The organism is Shimia gijangensis, assembly GCF_900142085.1.
GTDB lineage: Bacteria > Pseudomonadota > Alphaproteobacteria > Rhodobacterales > Rhodobacteraceae > Shimia > Shimia gijangensis.
This window is the reverse complement of sequence record NZ_FQZQ01000014.1, coordinates 23,202-45,184: the sequence shown is the minus strand read 5'-3', so window position 1 is coordinate 45,184 and position 21,983 is coordinate 23,202. Positions and strand designations below refer to the sequence as shown.

Annotated in this window: 22 protein-coding genes; 18 read left to right on the top strand and 4 right to left on the bottom strand. The window is 53.9% G+C overall.

Going from position 1 to position 21,983, the window contains the following annotated elements:
- Positions 1-1,218 carry a class I SAM-dependent RNA methyltransferase gene (locus BUC32_RS12795; protein ID WP_073253383.1) on the top strand — a complete coding sequence of 406 codons (1,218 nt, stop codon included), beginning with the start codon at positions 1-3 and terminating at the stop codon, positions 1,216-1,218.
- A gap of 91 nt (positions 1,219-1,309) precedes the next feature.
- A complete protein-coding gene (locus tag BUC32_RS12790) occupies positions 1,310-1,804 on the top strand; it encodes a L,D-transpeptidase family protein (RefSeq protein WP_073253380.1) in 495 nt (164 codons plus the stop codon).
- Here BUC32_RS12790 and dalA read toward each other — a convergent pair whose 3' ends face one another.
- Positions 1,805-2,329, bottom strand: a complete 525-nt coding sequence (gene dalA / locus BUC32_RS12785) for a divisome-associated lipoprotein DalA (RefSeq protein ID WP_073253378.1) — start codon at positions 2,327-2,329, stop codon at positions 1,805-1,807.
- 168 nt (positions 2,330-2,497) lie between these two features.
- Between dalA and BUC32_RS12780 the strand changes: the two genes are divergently transcribed.
- Together BUC32_RS12780 and BUC32_RS20665 are read left to right on the top strand one after the other, a co-directional pair.
- Positions 2,498-3,094, top strand: a complete 597-nt coding sequence (locus BUC32_RS12780) for a L,D-transpeptidase (protein WP_073253375.1) — start codon at positions 2,498-2,500, stop codon at positions 3,092-3,094.
- Positions 3,095-3,240: 146 nt separating this feature from the next.
- A complete protein-coding gene (locus tag BUC32_RS20665) occupies positions 3,241-3,417 on the top strand; it encodes a hypothetical protein (protein WP_175556936.1) in 177 nt (58 codons plus the stop codon).
- Positions 3,418-3,518: 101 nt separating this feature from the next.
- Here the strand turns inward: BUC32_RS20665 and hemH are convergent, their stop codons facing one another.
- Positions 3,519-4,577, bottom strand: a complete 1,059-nt coding sequence (hemH, locus tag BUC32_RS12775; protein WP_073253372.1) for a ferrochelatase — start codon at positions 4,575-4,577, stop codon at positions 3,519-3,521.
- 55 nt (positions 4,578-4,632) lie between these two features.
- Entirely contained in the window at positions 4,633-5,451 is an 819-nt protein-coding gene (locus BUC32_RS12770) for a methyltransferase domain-containing protein (protein WP_073253605.1), read from the bottom strand.
- A 15-nt stretch (positions 5,452-5,466) separates the two neighbouring features.
- Here BUC32_RS12770 and BUC32_RS12765 point away from each other — a divergent pair, with 15 nt between their 5' ends.
- The 4 genes from BUC32_RS12765 to BUC32_RS12750 are packed head-to-tail and all read left to right on the top strand — an operon-like array spanning position 5,467 to position 7,766.
- Positions 5,467-6,198: a double zinc ribbon domain-containing protein gene (locus BUC32_RS12765; protein ID WP_407695249.1), complete on the top strand. Its 732-nt coding sequence runs from the start codon at positions 5,467-5,469 to the stop codon at positions 6,196-6,198.
- A gap of 39 nt (positions 6,199-6,237) precedes the next feature.
- A complete protein-coding gene (grxC, locus tag BUC32_RS12760) occupies positions 6,238-6,495 on the top strand; it encodes a glutaredoxin 3 (RefSeq protein WP_073253369.1) in 258 nt (85 codons plus the stop codon).
- 3 nt (positions 6,496-6,498) lie between these two features.
- Complete coding sequence (locus tag BUC32_RS12755; protein WP_073253366.1) at positions 6,499-7,329, top strand: carbon-nitrogen hydrolase family protein; 831 nt, start codon at positions 6,499-6,501, stop codon at positions 7,327-7,329.
- A complete protein-coding gene (locus BUC32_RS12750) occupies positions 7,329-7,766 on the top strand; it encodes a MarR family winged helix-turn-helix transcriptional regulator (RefSeq protein WP_073253363.1) in 438 nt (145 codons plus the stop codon). Before BUC32_RS12755 ends, BUC32_RS12750 begins: the two co-directional genes overlap by 1 nt.
- Here BUC32_RS12750 and ubiG read toward each other — a convergent pair.
- Positions 7,763-8,509, bottom strand: coding sequence for a bifunctional 2-polyprenyl-6-hydroxyphenol methylase/3-demethylubiquinol 3-O-methyltransferase UbiG (ubiG, locus tag BUC32_RS12745; RefSeq protein ID WP_073253600.1), 747 nt, complete (start codon positions 8,507-8,509; stop codon positions 7,763-7,765). The two genes, BUC32_RS12750 and ubiG, sit on opposite strands and share 4 nt — an antisense overlap.
- Before the next feature lie 50 nt (positions 8,510-8,559).
- On the opposite strand from ubiG, the gene pip reads away from it, so the two are divergent.
- From pip to infB, 10 genes are all read left to right on the top strand, one after another.
- Positions 8,560-9,531 carry a prolyl aminopeptidase gene (pip, locus tag BUC32_RS12740; RefSeq protein WP_073253360.1) on the top strand — a complete coding sequence of 324 codons (972 nt, stop codon included), beginning with the start codon at positions 8,560-8,562 and terminating at the stop codon, positions 9,529-9,531.
- A gap of 170 nt (positions 9,532-9,701) precedes the next feature.
- A complete protein-coding gene (locus tag BUC32_RS12735; protein WP_073253357.1) occupies positions 9,702-10,700 on the top strand; it encodes an ABC transporter permease in 999 nt (332 codons plus the stop codon).
- A complete protein-coding gene (locus BUC32_RS12730; protein ID WP_139280725.1) occupies positions 10,697-12,049 on the top strand; it encodes an ABC transporter permease in 1,353 nt (450 codons plus the stop codon). The genes BUC32_RS12735 and BUC32_RS12730 overlap by 4 nt, the downstream gene beginning before the upstream one ends.
- Before the next feature lie 10 nt (positions 12,050-12,059).
- Positions 12,060-13,712 (top strand): ABC transporter ATP-binding protein, encoded by a 1,653-nt coding sequence (locus BUC32_RS12725; protein ID WP_073253354.1) that lies wholly within the window; start codon positions 12,060-12,062, stop codon positions 13,710-13,712.
- 74 nt (positions 13,713-13,786) lie between these two features.
- Positions 13,787-15,331: an ABC transporter substrate-binding protein gene (locus BUC32_RS12720; RefSeq protein WP_073253351.1), complete on the top strand. Its 1,545-nt coding sequence runs from the start codon at positions 13,787-13,789 to the stop codon at positions 15,329-15,331.
- Positions 15,332-15,458: 127 nt separating this feature from the next.
- Complete coding sequence (locus BUC32_RS12715; RefSeq protein WP_175556935.1) at positions 15,459-16,136, top strand: class I SAM-dependent methyltransferase; 678 nt, start codon at positions 15,459-15,461, stop codon at positions 16,134-16,136.
- Between the two features lie 145 nt (positions 16,137-16,281).
- Positions 16,282-16,854 (top strand): ribosome maturation factor RimP, encoded by a 573-nt coding sequence (gene rimP, locus BUC32_RS12710; RefSeq protein WP_073253598.1) that lies wholly within the window; start codon positions 16,282-16,284, stop codon positions 16,852-16,854.
- Positions 16,855-18,474 (top strand): transcription termination factor NusA, encoded by a 1,620-nt coding sequence (gene nusA, locus BUC32_RS12705; RefSeq protein WP_073253346.1) that lies wholly within the window; start codon positions 16,855-16,857, stop codon positions 18,472-18,474. It begins immediately after the preceding gene.
- Positions 18,475-18,496: 22 nt separating this feature from the next.
- Positions 18,497-19,129 carry an RNA-binding protein gene (locus tag BUC32_RS12700; RefSeq protein WP_073253343.1) on the top strand — a complete coding sequence of 211 codons (633 nt, stop codon included), beginning with the start codon at positions 18,497-18,499 and terminating at the stop codon, positions 19,127-19,129.
- Entirely contained in the window at positions 19,126-21,621 is a 2,496-nt protein-coding gene (gene infB / locus BUC32_RS12695) for a translation initiation factor IF-2 (RefSeq protein WP_073253340.1), read from the top strand. The genes BUC32_RS12700 and infB overlap by 4 nt, the downstream gene beginning before the upstream one ends.
- Positions 21,622-21,983 lie beyond the last annotated feature (362 nt).

The window sequence follows — 21,983 nt, the reverse complement described above, 5'->3', positions numbered from 1 at the left end:
ATGAGTGAATTTTTGATAGAACGCCTTGGGCATCATGGGGACGGTATTGCAGCTGGCCCTGTGTTTGTGCCTTTGACGCTGCCCGGTGAAACCGTCAGCGGAACCCTGGATGGCAACCGCCTGAATGACATGCGGATTGAACGCCCCAGTGAAAACCGGGTCAAACCGCCTTGTCGGCATTTCAAAACTTGCGGCGGGTGTCAGCTGCAGCACGCTGACGATGCCTTTGTGGCGGATTGGAAGCTGGATGTCGTGCGCACCGCGCTTGCGGCGCAAGGAATTGAGAGCGAGATTCGTCCGATTGTAACGTCGCCTGCGCAATCGCGACGCCGGGCCGTGCTGTCAGTGCGGCGCACAAAAAAGGGCGCTATGGCAGGGTTTCATATGCGTGCCAGTGACGTGATTTGCGAGATTCCGGATTGTCAGCTGTTGCACCCGGACCTGATGCCCGCCCTACAAATCGCCGAGACCCTCGCAATGGTTGGCGGGAGCCGCAAAGGCGAGCTTAGCGTCAACGCAAATTTGTCGCCGGCAGGTTTGGATATTGCGGTCACAGGGGGCAAACCACTGGACGGAGCCTTGCAAAGCCATCTCGCCCAGGAAAGCGAGCGTCTGAAGCTGGCGCGGTTGTCGTGGGACGACGAGGTTGTGTCCACAAGAACTCCACCGTCGCATCGGTTCGGCAAGGCTGATGTTGTGCCACCGCCCGGCGCGTTTTTGCAGGCCACAATCGAAGGCGAATCAGCGCTGTTGCAGGCTGTAGAGGAGGCGGTTGGAGCAGATGGAAAGAAAGGTCTCGATCTGTTTGCCGGATCAGGGACATTCACATTACCGTTGGCCGAACGCTTTGAAATGCATGGCGTGGAATTCGATGCAGCAATGTTGGCAGCGATGGATGCTGGTTGGCGAAAGGCGGAGGGTTTGAAAAAAGTCAGCACTGAGACGCGCGACCTATTTCGCAATCCGTTGATCCCGCAGGACCTGAATTATGATTTTGCGGTGATTGACCCGCCTCGCGCCGGTGCCGAGGCACAGGTGGTCGAACTTGCCGCGTCGTCGATCCCCGTGATTGCCTTTGTGTCCTGTAATCCTGTTACCTTTGCGCGGGACGCAGCGGTATTGTTAGCGTCGGGATACAAGCTGGACTGGGTGCAAACGGTAGATCAATTCCGCTGGTCGTCACATATCGAGGTCGCAGCGCGCTTTTCCGCCACCTGACGCGATCACGATTGCGCGACCGGGCCCTGAGCGCTATCCGATTTGCCAAAGGCGCGGTAACATCGGGCCTAACAGGTACGAGGAAACATCAATGCGGTGGATTGGAATAGCGCTTGTGGCGGTCATGCTGACGGGGTTGGCGGGCTGTTCATCCAAGTTCAAAACCTATGACGGCCCGGAAGTAACCCGCGTTCTGATCTATAAAGAAAACCGCAAGATGTACCTCATGCACAATGAAGAGGTGCTCAAAGCTTACGATGTGGGGCTTGGATTTGCACCAGAGGGTGACAAAACTGTGCGTGGCGACGGGCGGACCCCCGAGGGCGATTATCGTGTCGACCGCCGTAATCCCAATAGCGAGTTTCACCTGTCTATCGGAATTGACTATCCCAATGCCGAGGACCGTGCCTATGCTCGTTCAATCGGCAAAGATCCCGGCGGAGACATCTTTATTCACGGGCGCCCGTGGAAGTACCGCAAGGGCGGCGAAGACTGGACGGCTGGTTGTGTGGCCGTGACGAACAGCGAAATCGAAGATGTGTATTCGATGATTAAGGTGGGGACGCTGGTGTCGATCTATCGGTAATTAGCCTTGGACCTGAGGCCCGGCTGTTGGGCTGCCAGTCACTAGCGTCCACCAGATTTTCCCGCTTTTCTCCTGGAACCAGGCGATACCCATTTCCTGGGCCTCCGGGTCCATCAGAACACGCTTTGTGTCTTCCTGGGCCAGCCATGCTTCCAGTGTTTGCATTTCGGTTTCATAGGTTTCCGAAATGGCCTCTCCCAGAAAACGGCCCTGATAACCTACCCTTTGAACCCGCTGGATAGGTGAAGAGCCATCCGATCCAAAGTGCCATGGGCGGTTTTGAATCGACATGTCGCGCGCATGTGTGGCCGCAGCGGCATTCAGTTGCGCATTCATCTGTAATGGCACTGCCCCCGAAGCCTGTCGCAGCGCATTCACAGAATCAAGAACCCGATACTGGATTTTCGACGTGCTATGCGACGAGATTCGATATTGTTTGCCGCCGGTCGCGCCGCCAGTGCTTGTGGTGTCGCAGCCAGCTACCACCAAAGTGGCTGCCAGAATAAGTGCAAGAAATCGCGCCATCGCCCGTCCAGTCAATTAACCTTGGCGTTCCGTCTACCCCAGAGCTAGTTGCCTTGAAAACCCACATCAGCGTGAGATTGCCAAATGACAAGTGTTTGATTTGCGACTGAGGCATTCTCGCAATAATAGTATTGCCAACACGAATTTGTTCAGACCCTGAGGATAATCATGGCCGATAACCAGAGTAACCGTTTCGGACGTCGCGCCTTTTTGGCGTCGGGTGCTGCCTTTTTAAGCACACCAGCGTTGGCCCAAACCGAATCTACGACCACTGAAGTTGAACGCGACCTTGATGAACGTGTTGTGCGCAACATCTCGAGCTTCCGTGCTCTGGATTGGCGGCCATATTTCTCAAACACCAAGAACGGTGCGATTCTGGTCGATGTGACTTCACGGGCCTTGCATTATTGGTCTGACGATCAGTCCGTATATAAACTGTATCCATCGTCGGTGCCTTTGACCGAAGACCTGACACGGCGTGGCCGCACTAAGATTGTTCGCAAAGTTGAAGGTCCGAGCTGGACACCGACCCCGGCAATGAAAAAACGCAACCCCGAATGGCCGGATCACGTTCCGCCCGGTCCGGAAAATCCGCTTGGGACTCATGCGCTTTATCTAAGCTGGACCTATTACCGCATCCACGGCACACACGACACACGCAAAATTGGCCGCCGATCGTCGAATGGGTGCATCGGTCTTTACAACGAACATATCTCGGAATTGTTCGGGTTGGCCAAAGTGGGCACTCAAGTGTTGCTTATTTGACGACATTTTAGAATTCGCACCTCGGTCGCGACAATCTTGGGTTTGCAATCGGCCCACTTTGTTGTTTAGACAGTACTACGAGGTAAGTCTTGGGAGCTTTTCGTCGTTCTCAACCGCGACGACAGGCTAAATTTCTGGAGGATACTATGAAAAAACTCGTTCTTGCTGCTGCACTGACCGCCGCTGCTTCGACCGCATTTGCTGGTTCGATGGCTGACCCGGTTGTAGAACCTGAAATCGTTGAAACCGCTGCAAGCTCTTCGAGCTCTGCTATTTGGGTTCCACTGCTTCTGCTGGTTATCGTAGCTGCAGCTGCGTCGTAATCTTTTTTGATTACTTGAATAAGAAAAGGCGGAGCCATTGGCTTCGCCTTTTCACTTTCTAAAACACACTGAAAATCGGTCTCGCGGTTATTTTTGTTAACCTAACCCAACCATCCTTTCAGGTTATTTTTGATGATGTTTGACAGCGCTAAGATATGTGCGTCATCATCGTTCAGGCATGGAATGTAAGTGAATTCTTCGCCACCTGCGTCTTCAAAGCTTTCTTTGATTTCTTCGTTTATCTCTTCAAGCGTTTCGATGCAGTCCGCCGAAAAAGCCGGCGCAATCACCGCGATCCGCTTTTTGCCATCTTCGCGCGCCAGTCTAGCAACCTCTTCCACAGTATAAGGCTGCAGCCACTCTTCTGGTCCGAATTGCGATTGAAACGTTGTGATAATTTGGGTGTCATCCCATCCCATCCGCTCTTTCAGCAATCGTGTGTTTTTCTGACAATGGCAATGATAGGGGTCGCCCTCTTCCAGATACCGGACAGGCATTCCATGATACGAAACCACCAGAATTTCAGGTTTGGCTTCCAAGGCGCCATAGGCCTGCTCGATCGACTGGGCAAGCGCCTCGATGTATCCCGCATCGTCGTAGTAGGCAGGTACAGTTCGCACAGCAGGCTGCCATTTTTCCTTCATCATGGCGCGGAAAAACTCGTCGTTGGCGGTGGCTGTCGTGGCTCCGCCGTACTGCGGATAAAGCGGGAAAAATAAAACCCGCTCGCAGCCAGCCGCGACCATGGCCCGAACTTTGGATTCGGTTGAAGGATTCCCGTAACGCATGCAAAAATCCACCATAATCTGATCGCCAAAAGCCTCATTCATAGTGTCGGCTATTTTTGCAGTCTGATTCTTTGTGATGGTCAGTAAGGGGCTTTCGCCAATGTCATGGTTCCAAATCGATTCGTAGGCTTTACCAGAGCTGAAAGGGCGCTTGGACAAGATGATACCCTGCAAAATGGGCTGCCATTTCCACGACGGGTAATCGATTACCCGTTTGTCGGACAAAAACTGGCTTAGATAGCGTCGCATCGGCCAATAAGTGTAGGCGTCTGGTGTGCCAAGATTGGCCAGCAAAACCCCGGTTTTTCCACGTGCCACCTTGGGGTGGTTTGCGGGTTGGTGATCAGAGTGGGTGGCGTTGGCGTCCGGCATCGGCTTCCTCACAATACGAATGGTTGTCCGTGACCTAGCGCACGGGGTATTCCTGTCAATCCTTGAGCGGCGTTTCGTCAGCGCCTAAGGCATCTGCCAGACGCGTCGTGGCCGATCCTGGGCGAAGTGGTTGCGGTTGGCTCGAATCGGGGGCCCAGCCACTGAGAAAGATCAGCTCAAAAGTCGCTGGGATTCTGCCATCTTCCATAAAGGCATCGATGTAGACATCGACAGCGCGCATCAATAACTGACGGCCGGTTGGGCGGCGCAATCGTCCGGCAAGTGCGTTTGCTTCGCCCATGGAGCGCAAGTCGCGCATCAAGTGCCAAGGGGTTTCATAAGTCACTTTTAGGGGCGCGGCGTCAGCCACTGGGAGCGCCAGACCTGCCCGTTGCAGAATCGCGCCCAGATCGCGGATTTCACCCATTGGAGCAACGCGGGGCGACAGCCCACCCGTAATCTTGGCTTCGGCTTCGGCCAATGACGCCCGCAATTCATGTAGGGTTTGCCCACCAAAGCTGACGCTTAGAAAGAAGCCGTCGGCTTTCAATGCGCGGCGACATTGGATGATTTGCCCGACCGGATCATTGGCCCAATGCAGGCACATTGCGTGCACGACAAGATCATATGTGCCCTGCGCAAGTTCCAGAACGTCCTCGTCGGAAATAATGTCAGCCTGAGGAGCAAGCCGCCTCCAAAGATCAGGAAAGGCGCTGACGATCGCAACTTTTGTAAACGCCTTGTTAACCAAAGTTAGGCGATCCTGAACTTCTTCAAGAGCGGCCTCTTGAAGGAACATGCCTTTGTCATGATCTGCACGGGTGCGATTGCGTATCAGGGCCCTGCGGTCAGTCATTTGAGGGGTGTTTTTCATGCGGTGGACCATAGGGTGGTGAAAGAGAAGATTCAAACGGCCATACGGCTTGTTTTTCCGGCACGCTGCATCAGCTGTGGGGATCTGGTCGAAAGCGATTTTGGCCTGTGTGGTCCGTGTTGGCGAGACACCCCAATGATCGGCGGCTTGGTGTGTGATTCCTGCGGTGTTCCTCTGCCTGGGCCATACGACGGACAGGCTGTTGAGTGTGATGATTGCATGCAAACGCCGCGTCCATGGGGGCAGGGTCGGGCGGCGTTGATTTACAAAGACAATGCACGCCGTTTGGTGCTTGGCCTAAAACACGGGGATCGGCAGGATTTGGTTTCGCCTGCAGCGAAGTGGTTAGCGTTGGCGGCAAAACCTTTGCTGCGGCCCAACATGATCGTAGCACCCATTCCCCTGCACCGGTTGCGGCTTTTACGGCGGCGATACAATCAGGCGGCGCTTTTGGCACAGGCTCTGGCGCGGCATTTGAATCTGGATTTTTGTCCTGACCTTTTGGTGCGCCCACATCAACGCGGAAGCATGGATGGGCTGACGCAAGAAGAAAGGTTCGAAAAAATGGAAAATGCTATTCGGCCCCATACGTCACGCATGCACAAGATGGCTGCGAGGCCGGTTCTTTTGGTGGATGATGTGATGACGTCGGGTGCGACTTTTGCGGCAGCGACCGAAGCCTGTTTCAAGGCGCGCGCCAGAGAAGTGAACGTTCTGGCACTGGCGCGCGTTGCAAAGGATGCCTAAATCCCCCACAAACAGACTGAACTTTTTGGGGAACGCGCCATGCAACCGGTCGAAATTTACTCCAGCCCGCTTTGTGGCTTTTGTCACGCCGCCAAACGGCTTTTGAATCAAAAGGGTGTTGAGTTTACAGAAATCAACGTTCTGACCAACCCGGGCCGCAAACCCGAGATGATCGAGCGCGCCAATGGTGGGCGTACAGTGCCTCAGATTTTCATCGGCGAAACCCATGTGGGTGGATGTGATGAGCTTTATGCCCTGGAGCGCGCGGGCAAGCTTGACCCTTTGCTAGAGGCCTGAAGGATGCTTGCAGCTCTGTTGCAAATCACGTCTTCGGATGATCCGGTTGAGAATCTTGCAACCGTACAAGTGATGGTGCGCGAAGCGGCAGCAAATGGTGCAGAGTTTGTTTTGACCCCAGAGGTGACAAACTGCGTATCAACCAGCCGCAGCCATCAAAATGCAGTGCTGAATCTGGAAGAAAACGATCCAACGCTACAAGCGTTACAGGCAGAAGCCAAAGCGCTGGGCATTTGGCTGCTGATCGGCTCCTTGGCGCTGAAAACTGGTGACGAAGATGAGCGGTTTGCCAACCGATCCTTTTTGATCGACCCAAGTGGTGAGGTCATCGCGCGATACGATAAGATTCACATGTTTGACGTGCAGGTCACACCGGAAGAGACCTATCGGGAATCTGATGGATACCGGCCTGGACGCCGGGCTGTGGTGGCCGAAACGCCGTTTGGCACATTGGGTATGACAATTTGCTATGACGTGCGGTTTCCGCACCTTTACCGGGCTCTGGGTCACGCGGGCGCAGATATTCTGACCATCCCAGCCGCATTTTCGCCCGTAACTGGTGATGCCCATTGGGAAGTTTTGTTACGATCGCGGGCCATTGAAACAGGCTGTTATGTTTTGGCGCCGGCCCAGACCGGTTCACACCAGACAACCCGTGGGAAATCACGTCGAACCCATGGTCACACGATGGTAATTGCCCCTTGGGGCGAGGTTTTGGCAGATGCCGGAACAGCCTGCGGCATCACATATGTTGATCTTGACCTTGATGAAGTGGCAAAAGCACGGGGTAAGGTGTCATCCTTGACCCATGATCGAAAGTTTGACGGACCCTGATGAGCGACAATAATGCATTGGCGATTTCCCTGTTTGGGGAGATTCTTATGGCCGACCAACTGGCCCGCGCCCGGCTGACCAAAGCTCTGCCCAAGGGTATGGAGTTGTCGCATTTTTCCGTGTTGAACCACCTTGCGCCTGCCGGAGCGGAACGCAGCCCTGCACAATTGGCCAAGACGTTTCATGTGACACGTGGCGCCATGACCAACACGCTGCACAAACTGGAATCGGCCGGATACATTCACATTCGCCCCGATTGGGACGACGCCCGTCGCAAGATAGTCGGGATCAGCCCGGCAGGACGATCTGCCCGGGATCAGGCGCTGCAATCCATCGCGCCAATGATCACCGAAGTCGTCGAAGATCTGGGCGAAGCGCGTGTGCGTGCAGCGCTGCCGATTTTGCGCGAGCTCAGAGTAAAGCTGGATGAAGCCTAGGCGGGCTTAGTGCTGGCGGTGACATAGTTCACACTCAGGTCCCGATCCGAGAGGGACCATTGCCAGGTGATTGGGTTGAACACGAACCCTTTACGGTCGACAGGCGTGACACCGGATTGCTCCAGCAAAGCGAAAAGCTCGTCCGGGGTAATGAATTTGTGCCATTCATGCGTGCCTTTGGGCAACCATCTCATCACGTACTCAGCGCCGACAATGGCGGCAGCAAAGCTTTTGGGATTGCGATTGATCGTTGAGCAAAGATGAAGACCGCCGGGCTTTAGCAATTCGCGGCATACCGTAAGAAAGGACAGAGGGTCGGCTACGTGTTCGACCACTTCCATATTCAAAACGATATCGAACTGCTCACCGGCTTCGGCCATCGCTTCGGCAGTGGTGTGGCGATAGTCGATATCGAGGCCCGATTGATCCGCGTGAACTTGCGCCACAGGAATGTTCCCGGCAGCAGCGTCTGCGCCGATCACCGTTGCGCCAAGCCTGGCCATGGGTTCGCTGAGCAATCCGCCACCACAACCGATATCCAGCAGACGCAGGCCTTGAAAAGGGCGTGGTGTGCTGAGGTCACGGCTAAATTCCGCTGCAATCTGAGAGGTGATGTAGTCCAGCCGGCACGGGTTAAGCATATGAAGTGGCTTGAATTTCCCCTTGGGATCCCACCATTCGGCGGCCATGGCCTCAAATTTTGCGACTTCAGAAGGGTCGACAGTGCTGTGAGGGGCTTGCATTGTGTTCTCCATATGCTCAATTGGGCCGCCTGAACTTATATAGGTCGGACATGGACAAAAACTCGGGCCAAAAGCGCGCAGTGCAATATCTTTACCCTCCGGTCGAGCCATTTGACCAGAGGATGTTGGACGTGGGCGATGGTCATCGCGCTTATGTTGAGCAATCCGGGCGGCCCGACGGTTTGCCTGTTGTTGTCGTGCACGGCGGGCCCGGCGGTGGATGCAGCCCTGCGATGCGCCGTTACTTTGACCCACGTATATATCGGGTGATTTTGTTTGATCAGCGTGGTTGCGGACGATCGACGCCGCATGCGTCAGTGGAGGCGAATACCACCTGGCATCTTGTCGCCGATATGGAGATGATTCGAGAGGTGCTGGATATTGATGAGTGGATTGTGTTTGGCGGCAGCTGGGGTGCGACGCTGTCCCTGATCTATGCGCAGGCCCACCCAACCCGTGTTGCGTTTCTGGTTCTTCGCGGCGTTTTCTTGATGATGCAACGCGAATTGAAGTGGTTTTATGGCGGCGGTGCCGGGCAATTCTGGCCAGAACAATGGGACCGCTTTGCCGGCCTTGTTCCTCATGATGAGCGCCACGATCTGATCGCAGCATATCATAAGCGATTATTCTCTGGTGATCGTGCGACAGAGGTTCGATTTGCACGGGCCTGGGCTGCTTGGGAAAACGCTTTGGCGTCGATCAGCTCAACCGGCGCAGCCGGAGATCCGCCCGCTGAGTATGCACGGGCATTTTCGAGGTTGGAAAACCACTATTTCAGCCATGCGGGATTTCTGGAGTTCGATGGTCAGATTCTGGACCGGGTCGATCGTCTTGCAGATATTCCAGGCGTAATCGTACAGGGTCGCTATGACATGATTTGCCCACCACGTTCAGCATACGACTTGTCTGAAAAGTGGGAAAAAGGGCGAATGCAGATCGTTCAAAACGCCGGACACGCACTGTCAGAGCCCGGAATTAGCGCGGAACTTGTACGAATTATGGACCAACTTGCCGAGAAATAGTTCCAGTTCTAGATGCGGGATAGGGTCAAATTCTTGGGATATCCCTTAAAAACAAACCAAAATTAACCGAAAACGAAATGACGGTATAAGTTTTGCATTTATAGGGTTTACAGACTTACTTGGCCCGCTAACTTGAAAACAATCAAAAAATATACATCAGGTGAGGGCACTTGGCCTCAATATTCAGAATTATTGCGCAGCGTCTGGCGCTAGGTGTCTTGACGCTGCTCGTCGTCTCAATTGTGATTTTCACTGCAGTCAACATGCTGCCAGGGGATTTCGCGGAACTGATTTTGGGACAGGGTGCAACTCCGGAAGCCGTGGAGGCCATCCGAAAAGATCTTGGACTTAATGAGCCTCCTATTCAGCGATACTTGCAATGGCTGGCGGCCGCGCTTCAAGGTGATCTTGGTAATAGTTTCGCGCAGGCAAACTTTGCGAGCTTTGCTGGGACAGATACGGGCTCAGGACTTGAGTCGGTTGCGACCCAGATTGCTCCGCGCTTTAAGAACACTGTCTTCCTAGCAGGCGTGACGGCCATGATCGCGGTTCCGATCGCCATCACTTTGGGTATTCTGGCCGCGCTTTACAGAAACTCAGTTTTCGACCGGGCCGCAAACATTTTGACCTTGTCGTCAATCTCGTCGCCTGAGTTCTTCATGGCCTACGTGCTGATCCTGTTCCTTGCGGTGCTCAACCCAATCCTGCCTTCGTTGTCTAACATTTATGATGGCATGGATCTGAGTGAGCGGTTTACGAAATCCCTGCTGCCCGCCTTGACTCTCACGCTGGTCGTGACCGCGCATATGATGCGCATGACACGTGCAGCGATCATAAACTTGCTGGCCTCTCCATATATCGAGATGGCGCGGCTTAAGGGGCTTTCGCCAATGCGAGTGATTGTGAAGCATGCGCTTCCAAATGCTCTTGCGCCGATCATCAACGTGATTGCTCTGAACCTGGCCTACCTGGTGACAGGTGTGGTGGTGGTCGAGGTGGTGTTCGTCTATCCGGGCATCGGCCAGTTGTTCGTGGACAGTGTAAAAATTCGCGACATCCCGGTGGTTCAGGCCTGCTGCCTGATTTTCGCAGCAGCCTACATTTTGCTGAACCTGACGGCTGACGTCCTGTCCATTATTTCCAACCCACGTCTGAGGCATCCTAAATGAATATTTGGCTGCAACTAATTCTCGTCATCGCTGCCATTGCTGCAGGTGGTTGGGTTTTCCGTTTTGCTGGTCAGCAACTGACCAAAAACGCTCCGTTTTACCGTGATATGTCTTACGGTGTTGCCTTTGGGTATGTTCTGGGTGCGGCGCTGCTGCTTTGGATTGCTTCAATCTATTACACCGCACGCACAGCTGAGCCCGCAATCGCGAACAAGTACTTCTTCTTACGGGTTGCCATCGAAGCCTTCGTGGGTTTTGGCATCATTGCCTACTATTTTCGCCTGGCGGGAGTCTACATTGGCTCCGAAGGCAGTCGAAAACTATTCCGCGCGATGCCTCTCACGGCGGCCTTTGGTATCGTGACAATCGTCTTCTATGCATTTTTGGCCGTTTTTGCCGGACAGATCGCATCAACCACGATTATTGTCTTGGCTGCACTGGGCGTACCTTTGTGTATCTATGCGCAGGTTAATTTCCGCGCGGACGCAGCGAAATCCATCATTGCGATCGTTGGAGCGACTTTGCTCGTTTTCACAGTCATGTTTTTTGTCGGTCCTTTGGCGCCATATGGGCAGGAAGAGATTTTCTCGGCGGCCAATGTTGTACCCGGCGGTGATCCCGCCATGGGCGGTAATCCGGACTTTCCGCTTGGCACAGATCAGATTGGCCGGGATATCTTGAGCCGATTGATTTACGGCGCCCAAAACACAGTTGGTATCGCCTTTGCCACAACGATGCTGGCATTCCTGATTGGTGCGACGCTGGGCTTTTTGGCGGCCACAATCGGTGGCTGGCTGGACCAAGGCATTTCACGTGCGGTTGACGTTTTGATGGCAATACCGTCACTGATTTTTGCCTTGTTGCTGATGACAATCGCCAGTGCGTGGGCAGGATCAGAAAAAGGTCTGCTGACAGTTTATATGGTGGTCATCATTGCGGTGATCGATTCGACCCGTGTGTTCCGTCTGGCACGTGCTGTGGGTCTTAACATCGTTGTGATGGACTATATCGAAGCCGCAAAACTACGTGGCGAAGGTATGGGGTATCTGATCTTCCGTGAAATCCTTCCAAATGCGACGGCGCCTTTGCTGGCCGAATTCGGGTTGCGGTTCTGCTTTGTGTTCCTGACGATTGCCTCGCTCAGCTTCCTGGGTGTCGGTATTCAGCCACCGCTCGCGGATTGGGGAACAATGGTGAAAGACCTGTCACAGTTCATCAACTTTGCAGCCTTTGCACCACAAGTTGCTGCAGCACCCTTGCTTGCCGCGAGTGCGATTGCTTTACTGACCGTGGCTGTAAACTTTGTCGTGGACTGGATGCTTCACAAGTCCTCTGGCCTAAAAGAATAAGGAGACGCAAATGTCAGATAGTGACCTGCTTCTGAAAGTACGCGACCTCCAGATCGAAGGCCGCAGTGACGAAACCTGGAACCCGATTATCAACGGCGCTAGCTTTGATCTGAAAAAGGGGGAAGTTCTGGGCCTGATAGGAGAATCCGGTGCCGGCAAGTCGACAATGGGTCTGGCTGCGATGGGATTTACCCGCGATGGATGTCGGATTTCTGCCGGTACTGTTGAGTTTGACGGTGTCGACCTAGTGAATGCTTCGGCAGCTGTTAAACGGGGTTTGCTGGGTAAGCGAATTGCCTATGTGGCTCAGTCTGCTGCAGCAAGTTTCAATCCGGCGCACCGTCTGATTGACCAGCACTCCGAAGCGCCTACCCAACACAATGTTATGTCCAAAGCAGAGAGCGAGGCCGACGGTCGCGAGCTCTATGAAAAGCTTCGCTTACCAAACCCAGACGAAATTGGTTTTCGTTATCCACACCAGGTTTCCGGTGGTCAGTTACAGCGTGCAATGACGGCTATGGCGATGGCCTGCCGTCCGGACCTGATCATCTTTGATGAGCCGACAACGGCGTTGGATGTGACCACTCAGATTGAAGTTCTGGCTTCGATTCGCGAGATTGTGGAAGAGTTCGACACCGCTGCGATCTACATTACGCATGACCTCGCTGTGGTTGCGCAAATGGCCGACAAGATCAAAGTCATGCTAAAGGGCGATGAGGTCGAAGAGGCCGACACGCGCACCATGCTGTCGGATCCCCAGGAAGAATATACCAAGTCTTTGTGGGCTGTTCGAAGCTTTCAACGCCCGCAAAAGCCTGCGGTTCAAACCAGCGCAACGCCGATTATTTCGGTGCAGAACGTGACTGCAGCCTATGGTAAAATTCCGGTCTTGCATGATGTCAGTTTTGACATGCATGAAGGTCGCACAGTGGCTGTTGTGGGCGAATCCGGCTCGGGAAAATCAACAGTTGCGCGTTGCATTACGGGGTTGTTGCCGCCAAAGTCGGGACATATTGAGTATAATGGTGAAGCCTTGCCATTGGACTATCGCAAGCGAAGCAAGATGCAGCTACGTCAGACCCAGATGATTTATCAGATGGCCGACACGGCTCTGAATCCACGCAAAACCATTGGTGAGCTTATTGGCCGTCCGGTGCAGTTCTATATGGGTCTTACCGGCAAAGCCAAACGTCGTCGCGTGGACCATCTTCTGGAAGAAATCGAACTTGAACCGGATACTTACTACAGCCGCCTGCCTTCCGAACTTTCTGGTGGTCAGAAACAGCGAATCGGCATTGCGCGTGCCTTGGCGGCTGAACCAAAGTTCATCATCTGTGACGAAGTTACATCAGCGCTGGACCAACTGGTCGCAGAAGGCATTCTGAGACTGTTGGCCAAGCTTCAGGACGAGCTGGGCTTGTCCTATATGTTTATTACGCATGACCTCGCGACAGTGAAATCTATCGCAGACGAGGTTGTGGTGATGAAAGAAGGTAAAGTGATCGAGCAGGGCCCGAAGGACGAAATGTTCACTCCGCCCCACCATGCTTACACGGACCTTCTTCTTAGTTCGGTGCCTGAAATGGATCCGGACTGGCTTACAAATCTTCTCAATGAACGCGGAGTTGATAACATCGGTGACGCTGCAATTGGTAAGATGTGAAACGAATCGCTTTTAGAAAATATAGCGACAAAGGTCCCGGCTATTGCCGGACTACTAAAACTGGGAGAAAAAGTATGACGAATATCAGTAGACGTGGTTTACTAAAAACTGGCGCAGCTGCCGGTGTTTTGGCGGCAACAGGTATGCCTCTGCGCGCGGCACCAAAACGTGGCGGTACGCTACGTCTAGGTATTGCTGGCGCGAACAGCTCGGATAGCTGGGACAGCCGGACACACTCGGACACTTACATGATCCTGACATCGCATGGTGCGGTTTTTGATACGCTGACTCAAGTTGCAGCGAATGGTGAACTAATTGGTGAGCTGGCCGAAAGCTGGGAAGCCAGCGCGGATGCGAAAACATGGACTTTCAACCTGCGCAAAGGTGTGACTTTCCACAATGGCAAAGCCTTTGGTGCGGACGACGTGATTGAGTCCTTGCAAATGCACACTGCTGAAGGCGCAAAATCGGCAGCAAAGCCGATTGTTGAGCCGATCACTGAGATGAAGAAAATGGGTGAGCACCAGGTTCAAATGACTTTGGCCAACGGCAACGCTGACTTCCCATTCCTGATGTCGGACTATCACCTTTGTATTTACCCTGCTGGTCAGGTGGAAGAAGCTATTGCCAAAGGTATCGGTACTGGCCTTTACAAGGTTGACTCATTCGACCCTGGTGTGCGCACAACCCTGTCGCGCGTAGATAGCCATTACAAAGACGGCAAAGAAGGTTGGTTTGATGCGGTTGAAGTAATCGCGATCAACGACAGTTCTGCCCGCATGAACGCACTGATGACCGGCCAGATCGACGCCCTGAACCGGGTTGATTATAAGACTGAGCCACTCATGCGCGCCAATCCAATGGTCGAAATCTTTGAGGTGACTGGCAACCAGCAGTACACCTTCCCGATGCTGACAAATCTCGCACCGCACGATGACATCAATGTCCGTAAGGCGCTGAAGCACGGTGTGAATCGTCAGGAAATGGTCGATAAGATCCTTCAGGGTCACGGCGCGGTTTCTTATGACAACCCGATTGGACCTGCGAACCAGTACTTCGACAAAAACCTGACTCCGATCGATTATGATCCAGACAAGTCCAAGCACTATTTGAAGAAAGCTGGCATGGACAGCCTGACACTCGACTTGTCGGCATCGAACGCGGGCTTCCCGGGCGCGGTGGATGCGGCTCAGCTGTATCAAGCATCTGCAAAAGCCGGCGGTATCAACATCAATGTGGTCCAAGAGCCTGATGATGGCTATTGGTCCAACGTTTGGCTGAAGAAGCCATGGTGTGCCTGCTACTGGTCCGGTCGTGCGACTGAGGATTGGATGTTCTCAGTGAACTACGAACTGGGCGCGCCTTGGAACGACACCCATTGGGACAACGCTCGCTTCCAAGAACTGCTGGTTGTTGCTCGTGCCGAGCTGGACACCAACAAGCGCCGAGCGATGTATCACGAGATGCAGTCGCTGGTTTCGCAAGAAGGTGGCACAGTCATTCCGATGTATGCGAACTCGGTTGACGCGAATAGCACTAAGCTGGCCAACTCGGGCAACATCGGCAACGTGTTCCAGTTGGATAACGCGCGCTTTATCGAGCGTTGGTGGTTCGCCTAAGGGCCAACCAACACGATAGATAGTCTGAAACGCCCTGCATTTTGCGGGGCGTTTTACTATTTTGCTTTTCGGTTGTCCAACCCCCTACATGGGGAGGCCTGCTTCGAACAAAGTGTCTAAACAAGGGTTGGAAACTGCCAATATACTCCCATATGTCAATCACTTAAGCAGGAGAGATGGCATGGGCGCGAAAGCTGGATTTTGGAACTTTTTGGCAAAACGCTATGCCCGGATGTCCATTAGCGACATGGACTCATACGAATTCAAACTCGAAAAAACCCGCGAATATTTCAATAGCGAGTCAGAGGTGTTCGAATTTGGATGTGGAACAGGCTCAACAGCTATTTTGCATTCGCCTTTTGTCCAAAGCATTCTGGCAGTTGATTTTTCCCCGAAGATGATCGAGATCGCCCACAGCAAGCTTTCAGAGCATCAGGTGTCCAATGTTACTTTTGAACAAACGGATATCGATAGCTTGCCCGATGGTCATGGCCCTTTTGATGTTGTGATGGGGATGAGCATTCTGCATCTTTTAGATGACAAGGACGCCGTTTTGGCACGGGTGACTGACCTCCTCAAACCCGGAGGGGTATTTATCTCAAGTACGGCCTGCATTGGCGGTGCCGGTGGTTTGTTGCGCGGCTCTTTGAAAACTGGTGGCGCACTTCGGTTGCTGCCCCACATAGATTTCTTCACATTGGACGAGTTATTGCAAAGCATGCGTGATGCCGGTTTGGAAGTTGAGTATCAGTGGCAGCCAAATGACAAAGCCGCAGCCTTCATTGTCGCCAGAAAGCCTGTCTGAGGTTAGTTTTCCTTTAGACCTTGCAGACTCAGGGCATCGGGCGTATATGGCTTTCAACAGCGGTGCGCTGGGGTCCAAACCCAACGCTCCATCGAAGTATTCGACGGGCCGCGCGCCCGTTTTTTTGTGCCCGGAGGCACGCACTATGAGTGACATGATTGCCAAAGCTGCGATGGACCGCAAACTGGCCGACATCATCACCCCTGTCATTGAGGACATGGGGTTTGAACTCGTGCGTTTGCGCTTGATGGGCGGTAATACCAAGACGTTGCAGATCATGGCGGAACGTCCCGATGGCGGCATCGAAGTCGATGAATGCGCGCAGATTTCAAATGCGGTCAGTGCGGTTCTGGATGTCGAAGATCCGTTGGCCGATTCATATACTCTGGAAGTTGGCAGCCCGGGCATTGACCGCCCGCTGACCCGGCTCAAGGACTTTGTGACCTTTGAAGGTTATGACGCGAAACTGGAGACCTCCGATCTGATCGACGGGCGCAAACGCTTTCGCGGCGTGTTGGCCGGGGTCGAAGGCGAAGACGTTCTGATCAACATCGACGAAGGCACAGTGGGTCTTCAGTTTGAATGGCTGGCAGATGCCAAGTTGATGCTGACCGATGATCTGATCAAGGAAATGCTGCGCCAGCGCAAATCTGCGGGCACACTTAACGAAGACGATTTTGACGAGATCGAGACCGAAGGGTCCGAGGAGGACAAGTAAATGGCAATTACCTCTGCAAACCAGCTTGAGCTGCTTCAAACAGCCGAGGCCGTGGCCCGCGAGAAGATGATCGACCCTGTGCTGGTTGTCGAAGCGATGGAAGAATCGCTCGCCCGTGCAGCCAAGTCGCGCTACGGCAGCGAAATGGACATCCGCGTTCACATCGACCGCAAAACCGGCAAAGCCACCTTTACCCGTGTGCGTACCGTGGTCGAAGAAGAAGAGCTGGAAAACTACCAAGCCGAGTTTACCGTCGAGCAAGCCAAGCAATATATGGAAGCTCCGGAAGTTGGCGCGCAGTACATTGAAGAAATCCCACCAGTGGAAATGGGCCGTATTGCTGCTCAGTCCGCCAAACAGGTGATTTTGCAGAAGGTTCGTGAAGCCGAGCGTGATCGTCAGTTCGAAGAATTCAAAGACCGCGCAGGCACCATCATCAACGGTGTTGTCAAACGCGAAGAATACGGCAACGTTATTGTTGATGTGGGCCGTGGCGAAGCCATCCTGCGTCGCAACGAAAAAATCGGTCGCGAAAGCTATCGCCCGAATGATCGCGTGCGTTGCTACATCAAAGATGTGCGTCGCGAGACTCGTGGCCCACAAATCTTCCTGTCACGTACGGCGCCTGAATTCATGGCCGAGCTGTTCAAAATGGAAGTTCCGGAAATTTATGACGGCATCATCGACATCAAGGCCGTGGCTCGTGACCCCGGTTCGCGCGCTAAGATCGCTGTGATCTCGTATGATGGATCGATTGATCCCGTGGGTGCCTGCGTTGGTATGCGCGGTAGCCGTGTTCAGGCTGTGGTTAACGAACTGCAGGGCGAAAAGATCGACATCATTCCATGGAATGAAGATCAACCAACCTTCCTCGTGAACGCGCTGCAACCAGCCGAAGTGACCAAAGTGGTTCTGGACGAAGAAGCTGGCAAGATCGAAGTGGTTGTGCCGGACGAGCAGCTATCGTTGGCAATTGGCCGCCGTGGTCAGAATGTGCGCCTTGCGTCACAGCTGACCGCACTGGACATCGACATCATGACCGAAGCCGAAGAATCGGAACGTCGCCAGAAAGAATTCGAAGAGCGCACCGGTCTGTTCATGGAAAACCTCGATCTCGACGAGTTTTTCGCTCAGCTTCTGGTGTCCGAAGGCTTTACCAACCTCGAAGAGGTGGCCTATGTCGAGTTGGATGAGCTGCTGGTTATTGATGGTGTCGACGAAGATACTGCCAAGGAACTGCAAGCCCGTGCCCGCGATGTGATTGAAGCCAAGAACAAAGCGGCGATGGATGCTGCTCGCGAATTGGGCGTTCAGGACAGCTTGGTTGCATTTGAAGGCCTGACAGCCCAGATGATTGAAGCACTTGCCAAAGATGGCGTGCTGAGCCTCGAAGATTTCGCCACCTGTGCCGATTGGGAATTGGCTGGCGGCTGGACCACTGTTGAAGGTGAACGCGTCAAAGATGACGGTATCCTAGAGCCATTTGGCATGACGCTGGAAGAAGCACAGGACATGGTGATGACTGCACGTATCCTTTTGGGTTGGGTAGATCCTGACGATCTTGTGACGGATGCCGAAGAAGCTGACGCGGCAGACGCCGAAGAGGAGGCCGAGGCCTGATCGCAGGCCTCGGGGTCTGACGATGGGGCGCGGTGGGCGAACCAATGACCGAGAGAACGGTCCTGAACGCAAGTGCATTGCCACGGGTGAAGTGCGGCCAAAGCACGAGCTGATCCGCATGGTTGTGGGCCCAGACGATCAGATTTTTCCTGATATTCTGGGCAAATTGCCGGGACGTGGCATATGGGTGTCTGCGGATCGCCAAGCGGTGCAGAAGGCAGCGACCAAAGGGTTGTTTGCCCGGGCGGCAAAGCAACCCGTCAAGGTGCCGGACGACTTGATTGAAGAAGTCGATCGCCAGCTCGCACGGCGGGTTGTGGATTTGATAAGCTTGGCCCGCAAATCTGGCGAGGCCGTGACAGGGTATGAAAAAGTCAAAGATTGGCTTTCGAAAGAGTATGCAGAAGTCCTGATCCAGGCTTCAGATGGTTCGGGACGCGGCAAAGCGAAACTAAGCACGCCGCATTTTGGTCATTACATCGGTTGGTTGACAGCCGAGGAATTGGGTTTGGCTTTTGGGCGACAAACTGTGATACATGGGGCGCTTGCGTCTGGCGGACTCACGCAACGTGTTGTAGAGGAAGCCCAACGGTTAAAAGGCGTACGCGAAATTGGGGCGGCAGGGGCCGCTCAGAAGGGTAAGACAGCTAGATGAGCGATAACGACGGTAAAAAGACTTTGGGCCTGCGCGGAGCAGGTGGTCGTCCGGGCAATGTGAAGCAAAGCTTTAGCCATGGGCGGACCAAGAACGTCGTGGTGGAGACCAAACGCAAACGCGTTGTGGTTCCCAAGCCGGGCGCAGCCAAGCCAACTGGGGGCGCTTCTGCTAAGGCAGGGGGCGATCCTTCACGCCGTCCGGCTGGCATTTCGGATGCGGAACTTGAACGCAGGATGAGGGCTCTGAAAGCAGCCAAAGCCCGCGAAGTGGAAGAAGCCGCTGAGCGTGCCGCTGCTGAGAAAGCCCGCGAAGAAGAACGCAATCGTCGCCGTGCCGAGCAAGAAGCCAAAGAGCAAGAGCAGCGCGAGGCCGAAGAAAAGGCCCGTGCCAAAGCTGACGAAGAAGATCGCAAGAAGCGCGAGACAGAAGAGGCGGCCAAACGCGCCGCTGCTGACGCTGCCGCTGCGGTCGCCGCTCCTAAAACCGAGGCGCCTGCACGTGCACAGGCGAACAAACCGGCTCCTGCAGCAACGCCTCGCAAGAACGAGCGTGATCAACGTCAGAACCGCAGCAAAGCGCGTGATGACGGCCGCCGTTCGGGCAAGCTAACTCTGAACCAAGCCCTTTCAGGCGACGGGCGCCGTCAAAAGTCGATGGCTGCGATGAAGCGGAAACAGGAACGTGCCCGGCAAAAGGCCATGGGTGGTTCTGTTGAGCGCGAAAAGGTCATCCGTGACGTTCAGTTGCCGGAAACAATCGTTGTGTCAGAGCTGGCCAACCGTATGGCAGAACGTGTGGCCGATGTTGTCAAATCGCTCATGAATATGGGTATGATGGTGACACAAAACCAAGCACTCGATGCAGATACCGCCGAGTTGATCATTGAAGAGTTTGGTCACAAAGTTGTACGGGTCTCGGACGCTGATGTTGAAGATGTGATCGCCGATAACGACGAAGATGATGGTGATCTGGTATCACGACCTCCGGTCATTACAATCATGGGTCACGTAGACCACGGTAAGACGTCGCTTTTGGATGCCATTCGTGACGCCAAAGTCGTCTCCGGTGAAGCTGGCGGTATCACGCAGCATATCGGGGCCTATCAGGTCACCACCGATGATGGTGTGACGCTCAGCTTCCTGGACACTCCGGGCCACGCGGCCTTTACCTCGATGCGCTCGCGTGGTGCACAGGTGACGGATATTGTGGTTCTGGTAGTTGCTGCTGACGACTCGGTCATGCCTCAGACAATTGAAGCGATCAATCACGCCAAGGCCGCTAAAGTGCCGATGATCGTGGCGATCAACAAAATCGACCGGCCTGCAGCTGATCCGAACAAAGTGCGCGCGGAACTTCTGCAACACGAAGTCATCGTTGAGGCGATGTCGGGTGAAGTGCAGGACGTCGAAGTGTCGGCCATCACCGGTCAGGGACTTGATGAACTGTTGGAAGCCATCGCGCTTCAGTCGGAAATCTTGGAACTGAAAGCTAACCCCGAACGCGCGGCCCAAGGTGCCGTGATTGAGGCTCAGCTTGACGTCGGACGTGGTCCTGTTGCCACCGTTCTGATTCAGAAAGGAACGCTGAAACAAGGCGATATCTTTGTTGTCGGTGAGCAGTACGGTAAGGTTCGTGCGCTGATTAACGACAAGGGTGAACGCGTCAACGAAGCCGGACCATCGGTTCCTGTTGAGGTTCTTGGTCTGAACGGCACACCCGAAGCGGGTGACGTTCTGAACGTGACCGAAACCGAGGCACAGGCACGTGAAATTGCTGAGTATCGCGAGCAAGCGGCCAAAGACAAACGCGCTGCTGCAGGTGCTGCGACCACCCTTGAGCAATTGATGCAAAAGGCCAAGGACGATAAGAACGTCGCTGAAATGCCAATCCTGGTAAAAGCTGACGTGCAGGGTTCTGCCGAAGCCATCGTTCAGGCGATGGAAAAGATCGGCAACGACGAAGTGCGTGTACGGGTTCTGCATTCGGGTGTCGGCGCGATCAGCGAAAGCGACATCGGGCTGGCCGAAGCATCCGGCGCACCTGTCATGGGCTTTAACGTGCGTGCCAATGCGTCGGCGCGTAGCACCGCTAACCAAAAGGGCGTTGAGATCCGGTATTACTCGGTCATTTACGATCTTGTGGATGATGTGAAGGCCGCCGCATCGGGACTGTTGTCTGCAGAAATTCGCGAGAACTTTATCGGTTATGCCGAGATCAAAGAGGTCTTTAAGGTATCGAACGTCGGTAAGGTTGCTGGCTGTATCGTCACCGAAGGTGTTGCCCGTCGTTCGGCTGGCGTGCGCTTGCTGCGTGACAACGTAGTAATTCACGAAGGTACGCTGAAAACACTCAAGCGCTTTAAGGACGAAGTTCCTGAGGTTCAGTCGGGCCAGGAATGCGGTATGGCGTTTGAGAACTATGATGACGTCCGCCCGAAAGATGTCATCGAGATCTTTGAGCGTGAAGAAGTGACCCGTACACTCGCGTAGTTAAACGTAAGTCACTGAAATAGAAGCGGGGCTGTCGATATTATCGGCAGCCCCGCTTTCGTGAGTGGTCGTTTCTGTCAGCTTGAAGGCGTAACCGGATTTCCAGAAAATGTGGAATTTCCAACTCTTACTGTAATGCGCCCGTCAGGCAAAGTGCGCACAAATGTTCCTTGTATGAAAACGCATGTGCCCACAGTTATTGTCCTCAACATATCCAAATCTCCCCATTGATCTGACGTGGTTGATAATGACGTATGAATGTTCGCAACGGGCTAACTTCCCGTCACGTAGGTTCACGTTAACGTAACGCATTCCATTTTTCTATGTTTTTTGGACACCGAACAACTACACCTAGTGTTCAG